This window comes from Metallibacterium scheffleri, from assembly GCF_002077135.1.
Classification (GTDB): Bacteria; Pseudomonadota; Gammaproteobacteria; order Xanthomonadales; family Rhodanobacteraceae; genus Metallibacterium; species Metallibacterium scheffleri.
Map to the genome: position 1 here is coordinate 463,213 of NZ_LDOS01000001.1, position 16,199 is coordinate 479,411.

14 protein-coding genes are annotated in these 16,199 nt (G+C 65.4%); 9 read left to right on the top strand and 5 right to left on the bottom strand.

What is annotated here, in order from left to right:
• Positions 1–47: 47 nt before the first annotated feature.
• Both dnaN and dnaA read right to left on the bottom strand, forming a co-directional pair.
• Positions 48–1,154, bottom strand: coding sequence for a DNA polymerase III subunit beta (gene dnaN, locus Mschef_RS02055; protein WP_081126176.1), 1,107 nt, complete (start codon positions 1,152–1,154; stop codon positions 48–50).
• Positions 1,155–1,349: 195 nt separating this feature from the next.
• Positions 1,350–2,702 carry a chromosomal replication initiator protein DnaA gene (dnaA, locus tag Mschef_RS02060; RefSeq protein ID WP_081126177.1) on the bottom strand — a complete coding sequence of 451 codons (1,353 nt, stop codon included), beginning with the start codon at positions 2,700–2,702 and terminating at the stop codon, positions 1,350–1,352.
• A 149-nt stretch (positions 2,703–2,851) separates the two neighbouring features.
• Between dnaA and rpmH the strand changes: the two genes are divergently transcribed.
• From rpmH to Mschef_RS02095, 7 genes are all read left to right on the top strand, one after another.
• On the top strand, positions 2,852–2,986 hold the full coding sequence (rpmH, locus tag Mschef_RS02065; protein WP_049621303.1) for a 50S ribosomal protein L34: 135 nt from the start codon (positions 2,852–2,854) through the stop codon (positions 2,984–2,986).
• A 7-nt stretch (positions 2,987–2,993) separates the two neighbouring features.
• On the top strand, positions 2,994–3,377 hold the full coding sequence (gene rnpA / locus Mschef_RS02070) for a ribonuclease P protein component (RefSeq protein WP_168708818.1): 384 nt from the start codon (positions 2,994–2,996) through the stop codon (positions 3,375–3,377).
• 45 nt (positions 3,378–3,422) lie between these two features.
• Positions 3,423–5,141, top strand: a complete 1,719-nt coding sequence (yidC, locus tag Mschef_RS02075; protein WP_081126179.1) for a membrane protein insertase YidC — start codon at positions 3,423–3,425, stop codon at positions 5,139–5,141.
• Positions 5,142–5,150: 9 nt separating this feature from the next.
• The gene (gene mnmE / locus Mschef_RS02080; RefSeq protein WP_081126180.1) at positions 5,151–6,506 is read left to right on the top strand and encodes a tRNA uridine-5-carboxymethylaminomethyl(34) synthesis GTPase MnmE; all 1,356 of its coding nucleotides are present in this window, start codon (positions 5,151–5,153) and stop codon (positions 6,504–6,506) included.
• Between the two features lie 87 nt (positions 6,507–6,593).
• Entirely contained in the window at positions 6,594–7,217 is a 624-nt protein-coding gene (locus Mschef_RS02085) for a YbhB/YbcL family Raf kinase inhibitor-like protein (RefSeq protein WP_081126181.1), read from the top strand.
• Positions 7,218–7,340: 123 nt separating this feature from the next.
• A complete protein-coding gene (locus Mschef_RS02090) occupies positions 7,341–7,673 on the top strand; it encodes an ElaB/YgaM/YqjD family protein (RefSeq protein WP_081126182.1) in 333 nt (110 codons plus the stop codon).
• A gap of 2 nt (positions 7,674–7,675) precedes the next feature.
• A complete protein-coding gene (locus Mschef_RS02095; protein ID WP_081126183.1) occupies positions 7,676–8,119 on the top strand; it encodes a phage holin family protein in 444 nt (147 codons plus the stop codon).
• Between the two features lie 252 nt (positions 8,120–8,371).
• Here the strand turns inward: Mschef_RS02095 and Mschef_RS02100 are convergent, their stop codons facing one another.
• Positions 8,372–9,187: an undecaprenyl-diphosphate phosphatase gene (locus Mschef_RS02100; protein ID WP_242426418.1), complete on the bottom strand. Its 816-nt coding sequence runs from the start codon at positions 9,185–9,187 to the stop codon at positions 8,372–8,374.
• Positions 9,188–9,329: 142 nt separating this feature from the next.
• A complete protein-coding gene (locus Mschef_RS02105; RefSeq protein ID WP_081126777.1) occupies positions 9,330–10,190 on the bottom strand; it encodes an undecaprenyl-diphosphate phosphatase in 861 nt (286 codons plus the stop codon).
• Between the two features lie 278 nt (positions 10,191–10,468).
• Between Mschef_RS02105 and glnA the strand changes: the two genes are divergently transcribed.
• Positions 10,469–11,878 (top strand): type I glutamate--ammonia ligase, encoded by a 1,410-nt coding sequence (gene glnA / locus Mschef_RS02110; RefSeq protein WP_081126184.1) that lies wholly within the window; start codon positions 10,469–10,471, stop codon positions 11,876–11,878.
• Between the two features lie 96 nt (positions 11,879–11,974).
• A complete protein-coding gene (locus Mschef_RS02115) occupies positions 11,975–14,053 on the top strand; it encodes a tetratricopeptide repeat protein (RefSeq protein ID WP_081126185.1) in 2,079 nt (692 codons plus the stop codon).
• Positions 14,054–14,074: 21 nt separating this feature from the next.
• Here the strand turns inward: Mschef_RS02115 and Mschef_RS02120 are convergent, their stop codons facing one another.
• Positions 14,075–16,054 (bottom strand): UvrD-helicase domain-containing protein, encoded by a 1,980-nt coding sequence (locus Mschef_RS02120; RefSeq protein ID WP_081126778.1) that lies wholly within the window; start codon positions 16,052–16,054, stop codon positions 14,075–14,077.
• Positions 16,055–16,199 lie beyond the last annotated feature (145 nt).

A 16,199-nucleotide genomic window follows, 5' to 3' on the forward strand; every position in this document is an offset into this window, starting at 1 on the left:
GGTTGCGTTGGTACCGACAGGAATCCTGCGCCATGATTCCTGGATGATCAGAGTCGCAATGGCATGATGACGTGGCGTGCCCGCTCGTCGGGAAGCCCTTCCAGCAAGCAGCTTGATTGCGCATCGCGCAAGCGCAGCAACACCTGTTCCCCGCGCAGCGAGCCGAGGGCATCGAGCAGATAGCCGACGTTGAAACCCACGGCGAGCTCATCGACTGCGGTCTCGGCCTCGAGCTCCTCGACCGCCTCTTCCTGCTCGGGGTTGTGCGCGACAATGCGCATACGGTTGGGGCTGAATTCAAGCTTGACACCACGATACTTCTCGTTGGACAGGATCGCCGCACGCTGCAATGTTTCACGCAGCATATTGCGATTGACGGTGACCAGCTTATCCGCGCCGATCGGCAGCACGGTTTCGTAATCGGGAAACTTGCCGTCGATCAATTTGGAGGTAAAACGCACGCCGGGGCGATGCAGGCGCAAATGATTGCGCGCGAATTCAAGCTCGACCTCGGTATCGCTGGAATCCAGCAAGCCGGCCAGTTCCAGCACACCCTTGCGCGGCACGATCAACTGCCGACGCGTCTGACTGGTCCCTACGGGAAGCACTGCTTCGGCCATGGCGAGGCGATGTCCATCCGTGGTGACGCAGCGCAACATGTCAGACTGCATATCAAACAACATGCCGTTGAGGTAATAGCGCACGTCCTGATTGGCCATGGCGAACTGGGTCCGCTCGATCAGCGCCTTCAGATCGGCCTCGGCGATACGCAAGTGGTTGGTGACCTCGATATTGTCCAGTGTGGGGAAATCCGCAGCTGGCAAAGTAACCAGGGTGTAGCGACTGCGCCCGGCGCGCAGTAGAGCGCGTTCGCCTTCGAGCTTGATCTCGATGCGAGAACCTTCAGGCAAGGCGCGGACCAAGTCGTAGAGCTTGCGCGCAGGCAAGGTGCAGATGCCGGCTTCGGCACTCTCGGTCGCCGTGCTACCGATCATTTCAACTTCCATGTCGGTACCGGTCAACGTCAATTGCAACTGGGCGTCAACCTCGACCAGGACATGTGCCAGCACTGGCATGGTCTGGCGGCGCTCGATGACTCCGATGATTCGCTGCAATGGTTGCAGGAGGGCTTCACGGCTCAGACTTGCGCGCATGGGACGGTCCGTTTCTGATTTTAAGGAGATTTATGGTAGCTGTAGTAGACCCTGTGTTTACAGGGGACAAGCTGGATTTTTGTTTAAGATCATATTGTTGCAAGGAACTAATACTTGCTTGAAGAGCCGTGAGCCTGTGCTTGCCCTGTGCATAAGTGCCGCGTCGAGTCAACACACCGCTTTATCCACAGGATCTCAACCGGTGAGTATACGGATCAACTTGTCCCAGTCCTGGTGCATGCGCGCATCTTTTTCGCACAGCCCGCGGATGGTCCGGCAGGCATGCAGTACCGTGGTGTGGTCACGACCACCGAAAGCGTCGCCGATTTCCGGCAAGCTGTGCTCGGTCAATTCCTTGGACAGAGCCATGGCCAATTGGCGCGGCCGTGCCAGCGAGCGCACCCGGCGTTTGGATAGCAGATCAGACAAGCGCACCTGGTAATAGTCGGCGACGATCTTCTGGATGTTGGGCACCGTCAACGCCAACTGATGCACGGACAGCAAATCGCGCAGGGTCTCCTCGGCAAATGCCAAGGTGATGGGCTTGGCGAAGAAATTGGCACGCGCTGCGAGGGTATTCAACGCGCCTTCGAGGTCGCGCACGTTGGAGCGGATGCGCCGCGCCAGCAGCATGGCCACATCCTCCGGAAGCGCCATATTCTTGCGCTGTGCCTTGGCCAGCAGGATGGCCGCGCGCGTCTCGAAATCCGGCGCCTCGATGGCGACCGACAAACCCCAGCCAAGGCGCGATTTCAGCCGTGGCTCGAGGTTTTCCACCTCGCGCGGATAGCGGTCGCAGGTGAGGATGATTTGCTGCTTGCCTTCAAACAATGTATTGAAAGTGTGGAAAAATTCTTCCTGCGTGGTGTTCTTGCCAGCGAAAAACTGGATGTCATCGATCAGCAATGCATCGACTTCGCGGAAGCGACGCTTGAAGGCATCCATGTTCTTGCTGCGCAGCGCCTCGATCATGGCGCCGACGAACTGTTCGGAGCGCAGATACAGCACGCGCGCACCGGGCCGCGACTGCGCAATCAGGTTGCCCGCGGCATGCATCAGGTGAGTCTTGCCCAAGCCGGTGCCGCCATATAGCAGGAGCGGATTGTAAGCGGTGCCTGGCGCCTGTGCGACCTGCATGGCCGCCGCCTTGCCGAGTTGGTTTGGTTTGCCCTCGACGAAATTGTCGAACGTATAGGCTGGATCAAGATTGCTGTCGACGGCTTCCTCGGCGACCACCAATGTCCTGTTTGCGGGTGTCGCCTGGCCGCCTTGGCTCGCGCCGCTGGCAACCGCGGCGATACTGACTGGCGCGCGCGCATTGCCGACTTCGAGGTACACGGAGATCGGTTGCCCCGCGAGATGCTCCAGAACTTCGCGAATGCGCACCAGGTACTGCTCGCGTACCGTGTCCACGGTGTAAGCATTGGGCGCGAACAGGCGCAGCCCGCCATTGTCTTCGCGCGCCTGCAACGGCAACAGCCAAGTGTGCATATCGTTGCCCAGCTCGCCTTCAAGGCGGGTGAGACAACGTTGCCAGAGTTCGCTCATGGGTAATCCGGAAGAGGCCAGCAGCACAACGGCGGAATTGATCGAGCAGTGTAGCAACGCGTCCGCGCATGACGCGTGCGATTGACACGCAGCCGTGGAGCTCGCGATAATCGCAGACCTTTTTGCAAGCCTGCGACGCGATTGCCGCCATGAAGCGCACTTTCCAACCCAGCAAACTCAAGCGCGCCCGTACCCATGGGTTCCGTGCGCGCATGGCCACCGCAGATGGGCGCAAAATCCTTTCCGCCCGCCGTGCCAAGGGCCGCAAGCGCCTCATACCCTGAGACGACGATGAAGGCATCCGCTGGGTTGCCGCGTTCGGCGCGGCTCACGCGGCCTGCTGATTTTGCCGCGCTCGGGCGCGCCGCCGCGGCGCTTGGCACGCGTCACTTCGTGGCGCGATACCGATTCTCGCCGAGCGGACACCCGCGCATGGCGCAGTCTGTCTCCAAGCGAGTGCACAAGCATGCCGTGCAACGCAATCGCATCAAGCGTCAGATCCGTACCGCATTTCGTCTGCGGCGTGAAAACATGCCGTCGCTGGACATGCTCATCATCGCCCGCGTAACGGCAGCCGCCGTCGACAATCACGTCCTCGCCGCTGACCTCGCCACCCTTTTGCAGCGACTGGCGGCATTGAAGCTGCAGCATGCGACCGGCACAATGCCCGGCTGATCCGCGCCCGGCTGCATGCGCGCCACTTACCGGACACTCTATTCAATGAATCAGACGCGCACATTCCTGCTGCTCGGCCTGTTGCTGGTCGCCTATCTGTTGTGGACCGGGTGGGAGCAGCAATTCAACGTGCCGCCCGCACCACCACCAACTGCCAGCGCCGGTTCGCTGGCTCCACAAGCGAGCGCTGCGCCCACGCCGGTCGGCGCAATGCCGTCCATGCCTGTGGCGACGGCGAAGGCCGCCACGCCCGCAGCCACATTGTTGCCTGGCAGTGGTGGCGCGCATGGCCAACGCATCGCGGTGCACACCGATCTGCTCGATGTCACCCTGGATACCGCGGGTGGCGCGTTGGTGCAGGCGCGCTTGCTGAAATACGCGGTGGCGCCCGAGGCTGCGCCGCGTGTCAGCCTGCTGGATGACAGCGCCAACCATTACCTGGTTGCACAGAGTGGCCTGGTCAGCAACAGCGCCGGCGCAGCGCCTGCGGTGGATGCACCATTCAAGGCTGCGCATTCCAGTTATACCCTGGCCGCAGGGCAGAAGCAGCTCAATGTCGATCTGACCTGGAGCGATCCTGCACAAGGTGTCGCGGTGATCAAGCGTTACACCTTCACGCGTGGCAGTTACGTGGTGCAGGTGCAGGAGCAGGTGCACAACCTCGGCAAGACGCCGTGGACCGGCAATGCCTGGACCCAGCTGGTGCGCACCGCGCCACCAGCGCCCGCGGCGTCACATTTCTTCTTTCTGCATGACCCATCCGAGTACTACAGCTTCACCGGTGGCAGCTGGTATAGCCCGCAGGACAAGTTCAACAAGCTGGCTTTTGATGAGTTCGCCAAGCAACCTCTGCTGCGCACCGTGCAGGATGGCTGGGTCGCCTTCGTGCAGCGCTATTTTGTCGCGGCGTGGATTCCGGCGCGCGGCGGCAATGCGCAATTCAGTAGTGCCACCTTCGATGTCGGCGGCGTGCCGCACTACCTGCTGCGCAGCATCGGCCCCGCATTCAGCGTGGCGCCTGGGGCCAGTGTCACGCAACGCATGAGCCTGTTCATCGGACCCAAGCTGGAGCACGCGCTGAATGCCGCCGCGCCCGGTCTTGAACTGAGCGTGGATTACGGCATCTTCACCGTGATCTCGCAGCCGCTGCACTGGGTTCTGGTGCAACTGCACCGCATCACCCGCAACTGGGGTCTGGCGATCATCCTGCTGGTGGTGTTGATCAAGGCCGCGTTCTACTGGCTCAGCGACAAGCAGTACCGCTCGTTCGCCAAGATGCGCAAGCTGGCGCCACGCATCAAGGCGTTGCAGGCGCGCTATGCCGACGACAAGCCCAAGATGCAACAGGCCATGATGGAGCTGTATCAAAAAGAGAAGGCCAATCCTGTGGCGGGTTGTCTGCCCATGCTGGTGCAGATCCCGGTGTTCTTTGCGTTGTATCCAGTGCTGATCGAGAGCGTGGAGTTGCGCCAGGCGCCATTTGCGCTGTGGATCCACAACCTGTCCGCGCCGGATCCCTATTACGTGCTGCCGGTGTTGTATGCCGCGGTCATGCTCGCGCAGCAGATGCTGACCCCTGCGGTCGGCATGGATCCGACCCAAGCCAAGATCATGAAAGCCATGCCGATATTGATGGCGTTTTTCTTCGCCCAGTTCCCGGCGGGCCTGGTTTTGTACTACATCACCAACAGCGTGCTCGGTTTGCTGCAGCAGTGGTATGTCACCCGGCAAGTGATGCGCGCCGACGCCGCCAAGACAGACTGAGCCACCCGCATGCATGCTGCCGACACCATCGTCGCCGTGGCCACCGCGCCGGGCGCGGGGGGCGTCGGCATCGTGCGCGTCAGCGGCGCACAGGCAGGGACGATCGCATCCACCTTGCTGGGGCGCGCACCGCGCGCGCGCCACGCGCACTACGCCACACTGCGCGAAGCCGATGGCGCATTGCTGGATCGAGGCCTGCTGCTGTGGTTCCCCGCGCCGCATTCCTACACCGGCGAGGATGTGCTGGAGTTGCATGCGCACGGCAGCCCGATCCTGCTCGATCTTCTGCTGCGCCGTGTCTGCGCCCTCGGTGCGCGGCCCGCGCGCGCAGGTGAATTCAGCGAACGCGCGTATCTCAATGGCAAGCTCGACCTGGCGCAGGCCGAGGCCATCGCCGACCTGATCGCCGCCGGCAGCGAAGCGGCGGTGCGCGCTGCGCAGCGCGCGCTGGCCGGGGTGTTCTCGGCACGCGTGGGCGAGTTGCAGGCGCTGCTCACCCGCGCGCGCGTGCACATTGAGGCGGCGCTGGATTTCCCCGACGAAGAGATCGAACTATTGGCCGATCCAGCGCTGGTGAGCGCGCTGGCCGCGCTGCGCGCGCAGGTCGCGAGCGTGCTGCGCGAAGCACAACAAGGCGTGCGTCTCGCGCAGGGCATGAACGTGGTGTTGATAGGGCGCCCCAACACCGGCAAATCAAGCCTGCTCAATGCCCTGGCGGGCGAGGATCGCGCCATCGTCACCGCCGTGCCGGGCACCACGCGCGACGTGCTGCGCCTGGAACTGCAATTCGACGGCGTGCGCCTGGAACTGGCTGATACCGCGGGCTTGCGCGAGGCGGGCGATGCGATCGAACGCGAAGGCATGCGCCGCGCCATGGCGGCGCTGGCCAGCGCCGATCTCGCGCTGCTGGTCAGCGATGCCGGGCACTGGATCGCTGATCTAGCTGATGCGCGCGCGCGCGCGCCGGCTACGGAGCTGCTGGTTGTGCTCAACAAGATTGATCTGTTCGGCCAGCCCGCGGTGCGCATCGAGGATGCGGCCAGCCCGTTGCGCATCGCGTTATCCGCGCGCAGCGGAGCCGGCATCGACTTATTGCGCCAGGAGTTGCATCAGCGTGCCGGCGGTGGTGCGGACAACGCCTACAGCGCGCGCGTGCGCCATGTGCTGGCTTTGCAGCGCGCGGAAGTCGAGATCGAGGCCGCGCACATCGAGGTGCAGCGCGCCGTGGCGCGCCGTGGCGGGCTGGCCGAGCTTGCCGCCGAAGCCCTGCGCCGCGCGCAGCGCGCGCTCGACGAGCTGACCGGCGCGCACGGCAACGAGGACTTGCTTGGCGCGATTTTCTCCAGTTTTTGCATCGGCAAATGAATGCCGCGCGGCGGCGGCTTGCGCATCGATGCGACGCGGCGCAGGCTTGATAGCCTCTGCCGCAATCAATGATCCGGGGAGCACGTCGTGCAGCTCAGCAGCCAGAGTTTTGTCACCCATCAACCCATTCCGGCACGCTGTGCCTTCGGCCAGCCGGGCACGGATGGACCATTTGCCTTTGCCGGCAACCGCAGTCCGCATCTGGCGTGGGGCGATGTGCCGCAGGGCACGCGCAGTTTCGCCCTGGCCTGCATCGATGTAGATGTGCCGAGTCGTGGCGATGACGTGAACAAACCCGGGCGCATTGTGCCGGCCGATCTGCCGCGCGTCGAGTTCACGCACTGGCTGATGATCGACATCGATGCCGGTGTACGCGAATTGACCGAAGGTGCTTGTGGCAGCGGCATCGTTGCGCACGGCAAGCAGCAGCCTCCAGGTCCGCCTGGCAGCCGTCAGGGCATCAACGATTACACCCACTGGTTTGCCGATGATGCCGGCATGGCCGGTGACTATTACGGCTATGACGGCCCCTGTCCGCCATGGAACGACAGCATCGTGCATCACTACGGGTTCCACCTTTACGCGCTGGATCTGGGGCGGCTGGAGTTGCCGGCGCGTTTCAATCTCGCTGATCTGCGCCGCGTCAGCGCCGGGCACGTGCTGGCACAAGCGGTGTGCGTGGGCACGTATTCGATGCGTGCCACAAGCTGAACGCATGCGCTGTGCATGCGTGCGTGCGGCAGCGCACCGCATGGCCTGCGCAGAACGCGGCATCATGTAGGAGACGGGACTGCCTTTGCGCAGTCGCGCATCAATCCAGCACAGGAGATAACCATGAACAGCGAAGTCGGCAATCCTTCCGAAGATCGTATCCACGCTGCTGCCGAGCGCGCCAAGCAGACCGAGAGCGCCGCCGTGAAACGCACCGCCGAGCGGGTCGAACATGGCTTGCACCGGGCAACGGATGTCGGCGCCGATGTGGCCGCCAGCGTCAACGACAAGGCCGCGGAGATGGCTGCGCGTGGCCGCGAAGCGACCGAAAAACTGCGTGCGCAAGCCGGTGATCTGTTCGACAAGACGCGCGATTTCGTGCGCGAGAAGCCTGGTCAGGCGGTGTTGATCGCGGTCGCGGCGGGTTGGCTGCTGGGTCGTCTGACACGGCGCTGAGCATGACTGAAGCCGAGGAGCCAGCAGCCCAAGTTGATACCACGCAGGCGCCGATCATCACTGCGCCGGCGCCCACGGACACCTGCACGGCGGTACCAGGTGCGCTGGATGCCGTGATTGAAATGGGTGCGGCCTTGCTGGGTCTGGCGCGGCTGGAAGCCGGTCGTGCCGGACGCGGATTGTTGTGGGCGCTGCTGTTCGGCATCGCGATCGTGGTGCTGGTGGCGTCAGGATTGCTGCTGCTGGTGGCACTGCTATTGCTCGGTTTGGTTCATGCCAGCGGCTCGCTGGTGCTGGCATTGGTGCTGACAATCTTGGTGCTGATCGTCGGCGTATGGCTTCTGCTGCGCGGCTTGCGTCGCGTCTTGCGCCCGCTCAGCCTGCCGGCGACGCGCGCCGAGTTGCGCGCCGTGCTCGAGCCGCTGCGCAGCAAGCCGCCGGCATGAGCACGCGTCGACAACGGTGGCGGGATGGCGTGGCCCGCGCGCAGCGGGCACGGACTGCACTCACACCGCGATTGCAACGCGGCGGGGATTGGCTGAATCGACATCCATGGGCGCGTCCGGCGGTGGCCCTGCTGGGTGGCTTGCTGGTCGCGCGCCTGCTGCCGCGTCCAGCGCAATGGGGTCATGGTGGCGGGTTGTTGCTGCGCGCATTGCGCTTTCTGCGGCCTTGATGCGCACTGCAGCGCGCGCCGCTCAACGCATCCACCCCAGGCTCAGCGCGCCGAACAAAACCGTGCCCAGCACAATGCGGTACCAGGCGAACAGCGTGTAGCGATGCGTCTTGATGTAACCCAGCAGCCACTTCACCGCGATGAAAGCAGTGACCGTCGACACCACGAAGGCCACGCCCAGCGCGCCCCAGTGTTCGTGCTGCGCGCCGCCGTGGCGTAGCACATGCCACAGCTCGTAGGCACCCGCCGCGAACATGGTGGGGATGCCGACGATGAAGGAAAAATCGGTCGCCGCCGAACGGTCACGCGTACCCGCCAGCATTGCCGCGAAGATGGTGCTGGCCGAGCGCGACAGGCCCGGGAAAATGCCGGCCGCCATTTGTGCCACGCCGACCACCAGCGCCACCGCCCAGCTCACCTCGCGGCCCGGTTTCAGGCGCGCAGCGATGGCCTCGGCCGCCAGCATCCAGATGCCGCCCAGCACCAGCGCCCAGGCCACCGGCAGCACGCTGGTCGGCAGCTTGAAGCCCAGCGTCACGGCGATGAAACCCAGCACCGCGGTGACCGCGAACGCCAGCACCAGCTTGCCGACATAGGCGCGGTTCGCGCGCTCGCCGAGGCCCGATGCCAGTGCCCACAGGCGCCGCCAGTAGATCAGCGTCACCGCGAGAATCGCGCCGGACTGTATCACCACGTTGAACAGATCCGAACGCGCGCCCAGCCATTGCTCAGCGATCAGCAGATGGCCGGTGGAGGAGATCGGCAGGAACTCGGTGATGCCTTCGATGATCCCGAGCAGGATCGCATTCCAGGGAATCAGCACGGCCGCAGCGTCCACGATTAAGCGCACGAGCTTAGCAGGGGCCGCAGTCGCCCCAGGCGACACGACGGCCACGCTGGCCGCGCACAATCGCGGGCCGCGGAATCAGGATTGGAAGTGAATGCCGGGTGCGCGCGGAGGCAACCGCGCGCACCCATTTTCATAGGCGCAACAGCAGCAGCGCCAAGGTGCCAAAGCCGATGCAATACCAGGCGAAGGGGTTCAGTGCCGCCTGTTCATGACGGCGGAAGTAGCGCATCAGGAACCAGGTGCTGAACAGCGCCGCAAGTCCGGCAACGATTCCGGCCAGCAACATCAATCCCAGCGGCGCGGCATGCGCGGCGTGCGTGCGCAGCAATTTGGGGATCTCCAGCACCGCCGCACCAGTGATCACCGGCGCGCCGAGCAGAAACGAAAAACGCGCGGCCTGCGCATGGTTCAGCCCGCGGCGCAGACTACCGACCATGGTCGCGCCCGAGCGCGACAGGCCGGGGATGAAAGCCAGACACTGCCAGCAGCCGATCAGCAGGGCGTCACGCCAGCGCAGGCCATCGAGATGCTCGTCCTGCAATGCGCCGCTGGCGCTCTGAGCCGCGCGCCGGCGCAGGCGTTCGCCCAGCAGCAACATGCCGCCGTTGACGATCAGAAACAGCGCCGCCACCCAGGGTTCGGCAAACAGCGCGCGCAACGGTTTTTCCAGCACGAAGCCGACGACAATCGCCGGCAATGTGCCCAGCACCAGCATGCCGGCCAGACGCCGGAAGTTTTCCGCATCGCCCGCGCGCGGCCCACGCAGCACGCCCCAGGCGATGCCCAGCCAGACCCGCCAGAAATAGGCCAGCAGCGCCAGCAGCGTGCCCACGTGCAGCACCACCAGAAACGGCAGGAAATCGCGCGCATGCTGGTTGATGTTCAAGTGCAGCAGCGCCGGCACCAGCACCGCATGGCCGAGGCTGCTGACCGGAAACAATTCGGTCAGGCCCTGCAACAAGGCGATCAGCAGCACGTTGAACAAACTCATGGGCGATTTCCGGGAGCGTGGGGCCGCGATGTTAAGCCAGTCGGCGCGCATGCGCAGGCCGATGCGATGCAAAGGCTGGCCGTGCATGGCAAAGCGTGGGGTGGTGGAGCGCTGAAATGCACCAATTCAATGCAGATCGCAGGCGCTACGCACTAATATGTTGCGATCGGCGTTGCGTTGCACGCCACGGTCGTGGCCGGCCGTTGCTGGTGACGCCGACAGCGACTGGCACGAGACTTGCCAGAGTCCAGCATCCTTTTCCCCACCTGGAGCAGTCCATGTCCGCAGATCACGTTCTCAAGCTGATGGCCGAACACGAAGTCGAATTCGTCGATTTCCGTTTCGCCGACATGGCCGGGCGCCAGCACCATGTCAGCTTTCCCGCGCATACCGTCGACGCCAGCACCTTCGAGGACGGCAAGATGTTCGACGGCTCCTCGATCGCCGGCTGGAAGGGCATCAACGATTCCGACATGGTGTTGATGCCCGACGCCAGCACCGCCGTGCTCGACCCATTCAGCAGCGCCAAGCAACTGATCCTCAACTGCGACGTGCTCGAGCCCAGCACCATGCAGCCCTATGGCCGCGATCCGCGTTCCATCGCCCGGCGCGCCGAGGCCTACCTGAACTCCACCGGCGTCGCCGATGCGGCTTATTTCGGTCCCGAACCCGAGTTTTTCATCTTCGACGCGGTGCGCTACAGCAACGACATGGGCAAGGTGTTCTACGAGATCGAATCCGAGGAAGCGGCGTGGTCCTCGGGCCAACGCATCGAAGGCGGCAATTCCGGCCACCGGCCCGGCATCAAGGGCGGCTATTTTCCGGTCAGCCCGGTGGATTCGCTGGGCGACCTGCGCGCCGAGATGTGCCAGACGCTGGAAGCCATGGGTCTCAAGGTCGAGGTGCACCACCACGAGGTCGCCACCGCCGGGCAGTGCGAGATCGGCACGCGCTTCAACACGCTGGTGAAAAAGGCCGACGAGATGATGGCGCTGAAATACGTCATCAAGAACATCGCGCACCAGAACGGCAAAACCGCCACGTTCATGCCCAAGCCCATCGTCGGCGACAACGGCAGCGGCATGCACGTGCACCAGTCGCTGAGCAAGGACGGCAAGAACCTGTTCGCCGGCGAACTCTACGGCGGCCTCAGCCAGCTGGCGCTGTGGTACATCGGCGGCATCTTCAAGCACGCCAAGGCGATCAATGCCTTCGCCAACTCCACCACCAACAGCTACAAGCGCCTGGTGCCGGGCTTCGAGGCGCCGGTGATGCTGGCTTACTCGGCGCGCAACCGTTCGGCGAGCTGCCGCATCCCGTATGTGTCCAGCCCCAAGGGCCGCCGCATCGAAGTGCGCTTCCCCGATCCGGTCAACTCGGGCTATCTCACCTTCACCGCGCTGCTGATGGCTGGCCTGGACGGCGTGCTCAACAAGATCGATCCGGGCGCACCGTCCGACAAGGACCTGTACGACCTGCCGCCCGAGGAGGAGAAAAACATCCCGCAGGTTTGCTCCAGTCTCGACCAGGCGCTGGAGGCACTGGACAAGGATCGCGGTTTCCTCAAGGCCGGCGGCGTGTTCAGCGACGACTTCATCGACAGTTACATCGAGCTGAAAATGGCCGAGGTCACGCGCTTCCGCGCCGCCACGCACCCGCTCGAGTACCAGATGTACTACTCGATCTGAGCGCCGGGCAGCGATCCGGGACCGCCGTGGTGCGAAGTGCCCACGGCGCCGTGAGGCATCGGCAAGGCATAATCAGGCGCTTTGCCGGATCATGCGATGCGCGACGAAATCCTCGAGCTGGAGCAGCAGGGCCGCCTGGCCGAGGCCGAGGCGCGCGCGCAGGCGTGGCTGGATGCCGAGCCGGATGCGATCGAGCCGCGCCATGTACTGGGTCTAGTGCGTATCCGCCGCGGGGCCTATGTCGCGGCGCTGGAAACCCTGCTTCCGGCCGTGCAGCGCGATCCCGCGCAGCCCGCGTTGCAGGTGAGCTGCGGTCGCGCCGCGCTGCTGGCGGGTGATCGCGGCCGCGCGCGCATGGCCTTCGAGGCCGCGCGACGGCTCGATCCGAATAACCTCGATGCCTATATTGGTCTGGCTGCCACCGCGCTGGCTGGTGGCGATCTGGACACTGCTGAAAGCGGGTTTCGCACCGCGCTGCGCGCCGACGAGGACGCAGTGGAAGCCTGGCTGGGACTGGGCCAGACGCTGGCCGGCAAGGGCGATCAGGAAGCCTCGGCGCGCTGCTTCAACATGGCGCTGGAAATTCGCCCGGATGATGCCGCCGCGCAGTTCAGTCTCGCGCAGACGCTGCGCGCGCAGGGCTATCTCGATTTCGCGCTGCGTGCTTTCGAGCGTGCGCTGGAACTCAATTCCGAGTTGGCCGTGGCGCGGCTGCAACTGGCCGAAACGCTGGCACAGCGCGGGCGCAGCACCGCCGCGCTGCAGGTTTTCGAGCAATTGCGCGAGCATCCGCGCTACGCTGCCGCGGCGCTGTCCGGAATGGGTGAACTGGCGCTGGCGCGCGGCGCCGTGCCGCTGGCACTGACCCTGTTTCAGCAGGCGCTGGCGCGCGATGTCGATCACGAACGCGCAGTGCTCGGCCTGGTGCAAGCGCTGGAGCGCAATGGGCAAGCCGAAGCCGCGCAGCGCTTGTTGCGCGACTGGTTGGGCGCGCATCCGGAGTCCAGCGGCGCGCGCGCGGCGTTGGCCGAACGTCTGCTGCGCGGCAACGACGCCGCCGGCGCCGTGGCGTTGTGGCGCGAGGCGCTGGCACGCAGTCCCGGGCAGGCCTCGCTGCGTGCCGACCTGGCGCTGGCACTCGAGCGCACGGGCGACTTCGCCAGTGCCGATCAGGAAGCCGAACGCGCCGCGCTGGGTGGGCGCTGGCCGCCGCTGGTCCTGCTGCGCGCGCGCGCAGCATTGCGCGACAGTGCTTTCGAAACCGCGCGCGACCGGCTCAAGGGGCTGGACGAAGCCAAGCTCAATCCTGTGCAGCGTCGCCACCGCCAGCATTTGCTTGGCCTGGCGGCGTTGGGCAAGCGCGACTGGCCGGCGGCGCAGCAGGCGTTTTTGGCCATGCACGCGGACGACGCGGCGGCACTGCCCGCATTGCCTGATGCGAAAACCATGGGGCCGCGCCTGCGCGAGCTGGCCGCGCTGCCGGCGCTGCCCACGCTGCCGGCCACGCTGCCGTCAGCACCGATCGTGCTGGTCGGCCTGCCCGGCAGCGGGGTGCATCGTCTGGCCAGCTTGCTGGCGCGGCAGTCGGGCCTGAAAGTACGCAGCGACTATTTTTCCGGCAGCGATCTGCTGGCGCGCGCCGATGATCCGCGCCTGTTGCAGCCATTGACTGCAGCCGAGCTGGACAGCTTGGCGCTGCGCTACGCGCGCGGCGTGCGCCGTGCCGCGCCCGCGGTCGAGCAGGTCATCGATTGGCTGCCGCGGCTGGATGCGCGTCTGCTGCCCTCGCTCAAGCGCGCACTGCCGGGCGTACGCCTGCTGCTGGCCTGGCGCGAGCCGGAGGCATGCCTGCTCGATTGGCTTGCATTCGGCTATCAGCGCGGCTATCCGCTGCACGATGTGGCGCAGGCGCAATACTGGTTGCAGCAGGCCGGCGCACAGTTGGCGCTGGGCGTCGAATTGCTGCCGGCACAGGCGCTGGAGATGGATGCGCTGCTCGCGGAAAAACCGCAACTGCCACCCGAACTGGGGGTCTTCCTCGGTCGCGACGATCTGCAGCTACCCGAGGCTTGGCGCAGCGAATCGCGCTATCTCGGGTTGCCCACCAGTGTGCCGACGCCGACGCGCAGTGCCTGGTTGCAGGCGCTGCAAGCCACGGCCGCGCCGTCAGCCTGAGGCTTCGGCGCGCGGCGTTTTTCAGGATTCCAGCAATGCCTTCAGGCGCGCCAGATGCGTCAGCGCAGTGTCGCGTCGCGTCTCGGCTTCGGCGGCAGGATCATCGCCATCGCGCTGCAGGTCGGCTGCGGGCAGTTCATCGATGAAACGGCTGGGGCGCAACGCGACGACCTCACCATAGCGGCGCACGCGTTCGCTGTGGCTGAGCACCAGCCAGCGCCGCGCGCGCGTGATGCCGACATAGAACAGGCGCCGCTCTTCCTCGAGGCGGCCTTCATCCAGCGCACCCTCGTGCGGCAGCGTGGCATCGTCGCAGCCGACAATGCACACGCCATCGAACTCCAATCCCTTGGCCGCGTGCAGCGTCATCAGGCGCACCGCGTTGCCGGGTTCCTCGCGCTCGGCGTTGCCCAGCAGCATCAGTTGTTGCGCCAGATCACCGCCGCGCGCGCCGCCGCGCTGCATGGCGCTGAACCACTCGCCCAGCTCACGCAGGTTGGCCTCGCGGCGCGCGCGCGTGGCTGGGTCGCCGGGCAGTGCGGCCAAGGACGCGCGGTAGCCGCTGTGCTCGAGCACGGCGTCGAGCAACTCGCTGGCGGGCAGTTTTTCCGCGAGGTGCGCGAGACGCGCGATGAGCGCGGCGAACGCCTGCAGCGCTTGCGCCTGACGCCGCGCCAGCGCGGCCGTGCAGCGGGCGTCACGCGCCGCGGCCAGCAACGAAAGATGTTGCATCTGCGCGGCCAGGCCCAGCTTTTCCAGCGAGCTCGCGCCCAGGTCGCGGCGCGGCACGTTGACCACGCGCAGGAATGCGGCGTCGTCCTCGGCATTGACCAGCAGGCGCAGATAGGCCAGCACGTCCTTGACCTCGGCGCGGTCAAGAAAGCTCAGCGCGCCGCTGAGATGGTAAGGCACGCGTGCCAGGCGCAACGCTTTTTCCAGCTCGCGTGACTGATGATTGCCGCGATACAGCACGGCGTACTCGCCCCAACTGCCGGCATCGGTGCCGTGTGCCTGGTCCAGCAGCGCGGCGATGCGTGCCGCTTCGTGCTCGGCATCGCGGCAGCGCAGAACGCGCACGGGCGCGCCTGTGCTCGCCGCGCTCCACAGTTTTTTCGGATGCGTGTGCGGGTTGTGCGCGATCAGCGCGTTGGCGCAGCGCAGGATGCGCGTGCTGCAGCGATAGTTCTGTTCGAGCTTGAGCACGCGCAGCGTCGGGTAATCACGGGCGATATCGCGCAGATTTTCCGGGCGCGCGCCGCGCCAGGCGTAGATGCTCTGGTCGTCGTCGCCGACGCAGATGAATGCGCCGCGCGGTCCGGCCAGCGCCTTGAGCAGGCGGTATTGGGCTTCGTTGGTGTCCTGGTATTCGTCCACCAGCAGGTAGCGCAGGCGCTCGCGCCAGACCAGCGCCAGCTCGGCATCGGCCTCGAGCAATGCCAATGGCAGGCGGATCAGGTCGTCGAAATCCACGGCGTTGTAGGCACGCAGACGCTGCTGGTAGGCGTCGTAGCGCGCGGCGATCTCGTGTTCGCGCGCACTGCGCGCCGCCGTCGCCACCGCTGCACTGTCGAGACCGGCGTTCTTGGCCTGGCTGATCGCGCCGCGCAGCACGTGGATGTCGTCGTTGCGCGCAGCCTTGGGCAACAGGTCTTTCAGCAGCGCCGCGGTGTCGTCGGCATCCAGCACGCTGAAGCTGCGGCGCAGGCCGGCGCGCGCATGTTCCTGCTGCAGAAAGCGCAGGCCCAGCGCGTGGAAGGTGGATACGCGCAGTGCTTCGGATTCGGCTTGCGGCAGGCGTTTGGCGAGGCGCTCGCGCATCTCGCGCGCGGCCTTGTTGGTGAAGGTGATCGCGGCGATGCGCTCGGCGGCAAGGCCGCGGCGCTGCACCAGATGCGCGATCTTCTCCACGATCACCCGCGTCTTGCCCGAGCCGGCACCGGCCAGCACCAGCAGCGGCCCGTCGCAGTAGTCGACGGCTTCGCGTTGTTGCGGATTGAGCATGATGGCGCGCGCAAAGCGCATTAGCTTAGCGGGACTCGGGACTCGGGACTCGGGACGTTGCCCTGCAGCGAGTGGCCGCCAGCGCAGACAGGACAACGCACCGGCACACCGCGGCATCGAGATCGTTGCGTCTGCGGCTGCAGAA

Bases quoted from the DNA above. Each gene is read 5' to 3' on its own strand.
- Mschef_RS02095 (WP_081126183.1), top strand. From the start codon at position 7,676: ATGACTGAAGCCGAGGAGCCAGCAGCCCAAGTTGATACCACGCAGGCG.
- yidC (WP_081126179.1), top strand. From the start codon at position 3,423: ATGAATCAGACGCGCACATTCCTGCTGCTCGGCCTGTTGCTGGTCGCC.
- dnaA (WP_081126177.1), bottom strand. From the start codon at position 2,702: ATGAGCGAACTCTGGCAACGTTGTCTCACCCGCCTTGAAGGCGAGCTG.
- glnA (WP_081126184.1), top strand. From the start codon at position 10,469: ATGTCCGCAGATCACGTTCTCAAGCTGATGGCCGAACACGAAGTCGAA.
- Mschef_RS02090 (WP_081126182.1), top strand. From the start codon at position 7,341: ATGAACAGCGAAGTCGGCAATCCTTCCGAAGATCGTATCCACGCTGCT.
- Mschef_RS02115 (WP_081126185.1), top strand. From the start codon at position 11,975: ATGCGCGACGAAATCCTCGAGCTGGAGCAGCAGGGCCGCCTGGCCGAG.
- Mschef_RS02120 (WP_081126778.1), bottom strand. From the start codon at position 16,054: ATGCTCAATCCGCAACAACGCGAAGCCGTCGACTACTGCGACGGGCCG.
- rpmH (WP_049621303.1), top strand. From the start codon at position 2,852: ATGAAGCGCACTTTCCAACCCAGCAAACTCAAGCGCGCCCGTACCCAT.
- dnaN (WP_081126176.1), bottom strand. From the start codon at position 1,154: ATGCGCGCAAGTCTGAGCCGTGAAGCCCTCCTGCAACCATTGCAGCGA.
- rnpA (WP_168708818.1), top strand. From the start codon at position 2,994: ATGAAGGCATCCGCTGGGTTGCCGCGTTCGGCGCGGCTCACGCGGCCT.
- Mschef_RS02105 (WP_081126777.1), bottom strand. From the start codon at position 10,190: ATGAGTTTGTTCAACGTGCTGCTGATCGCCTTGTTGCAGGGCCTGACC.
- mnmE (WP_081126180.1), top strand. From the start codon at position 5,151: ATGCATGCTGCCGACACCATCGTCGCCGTGGCCACCGCGCCGGGCGCG.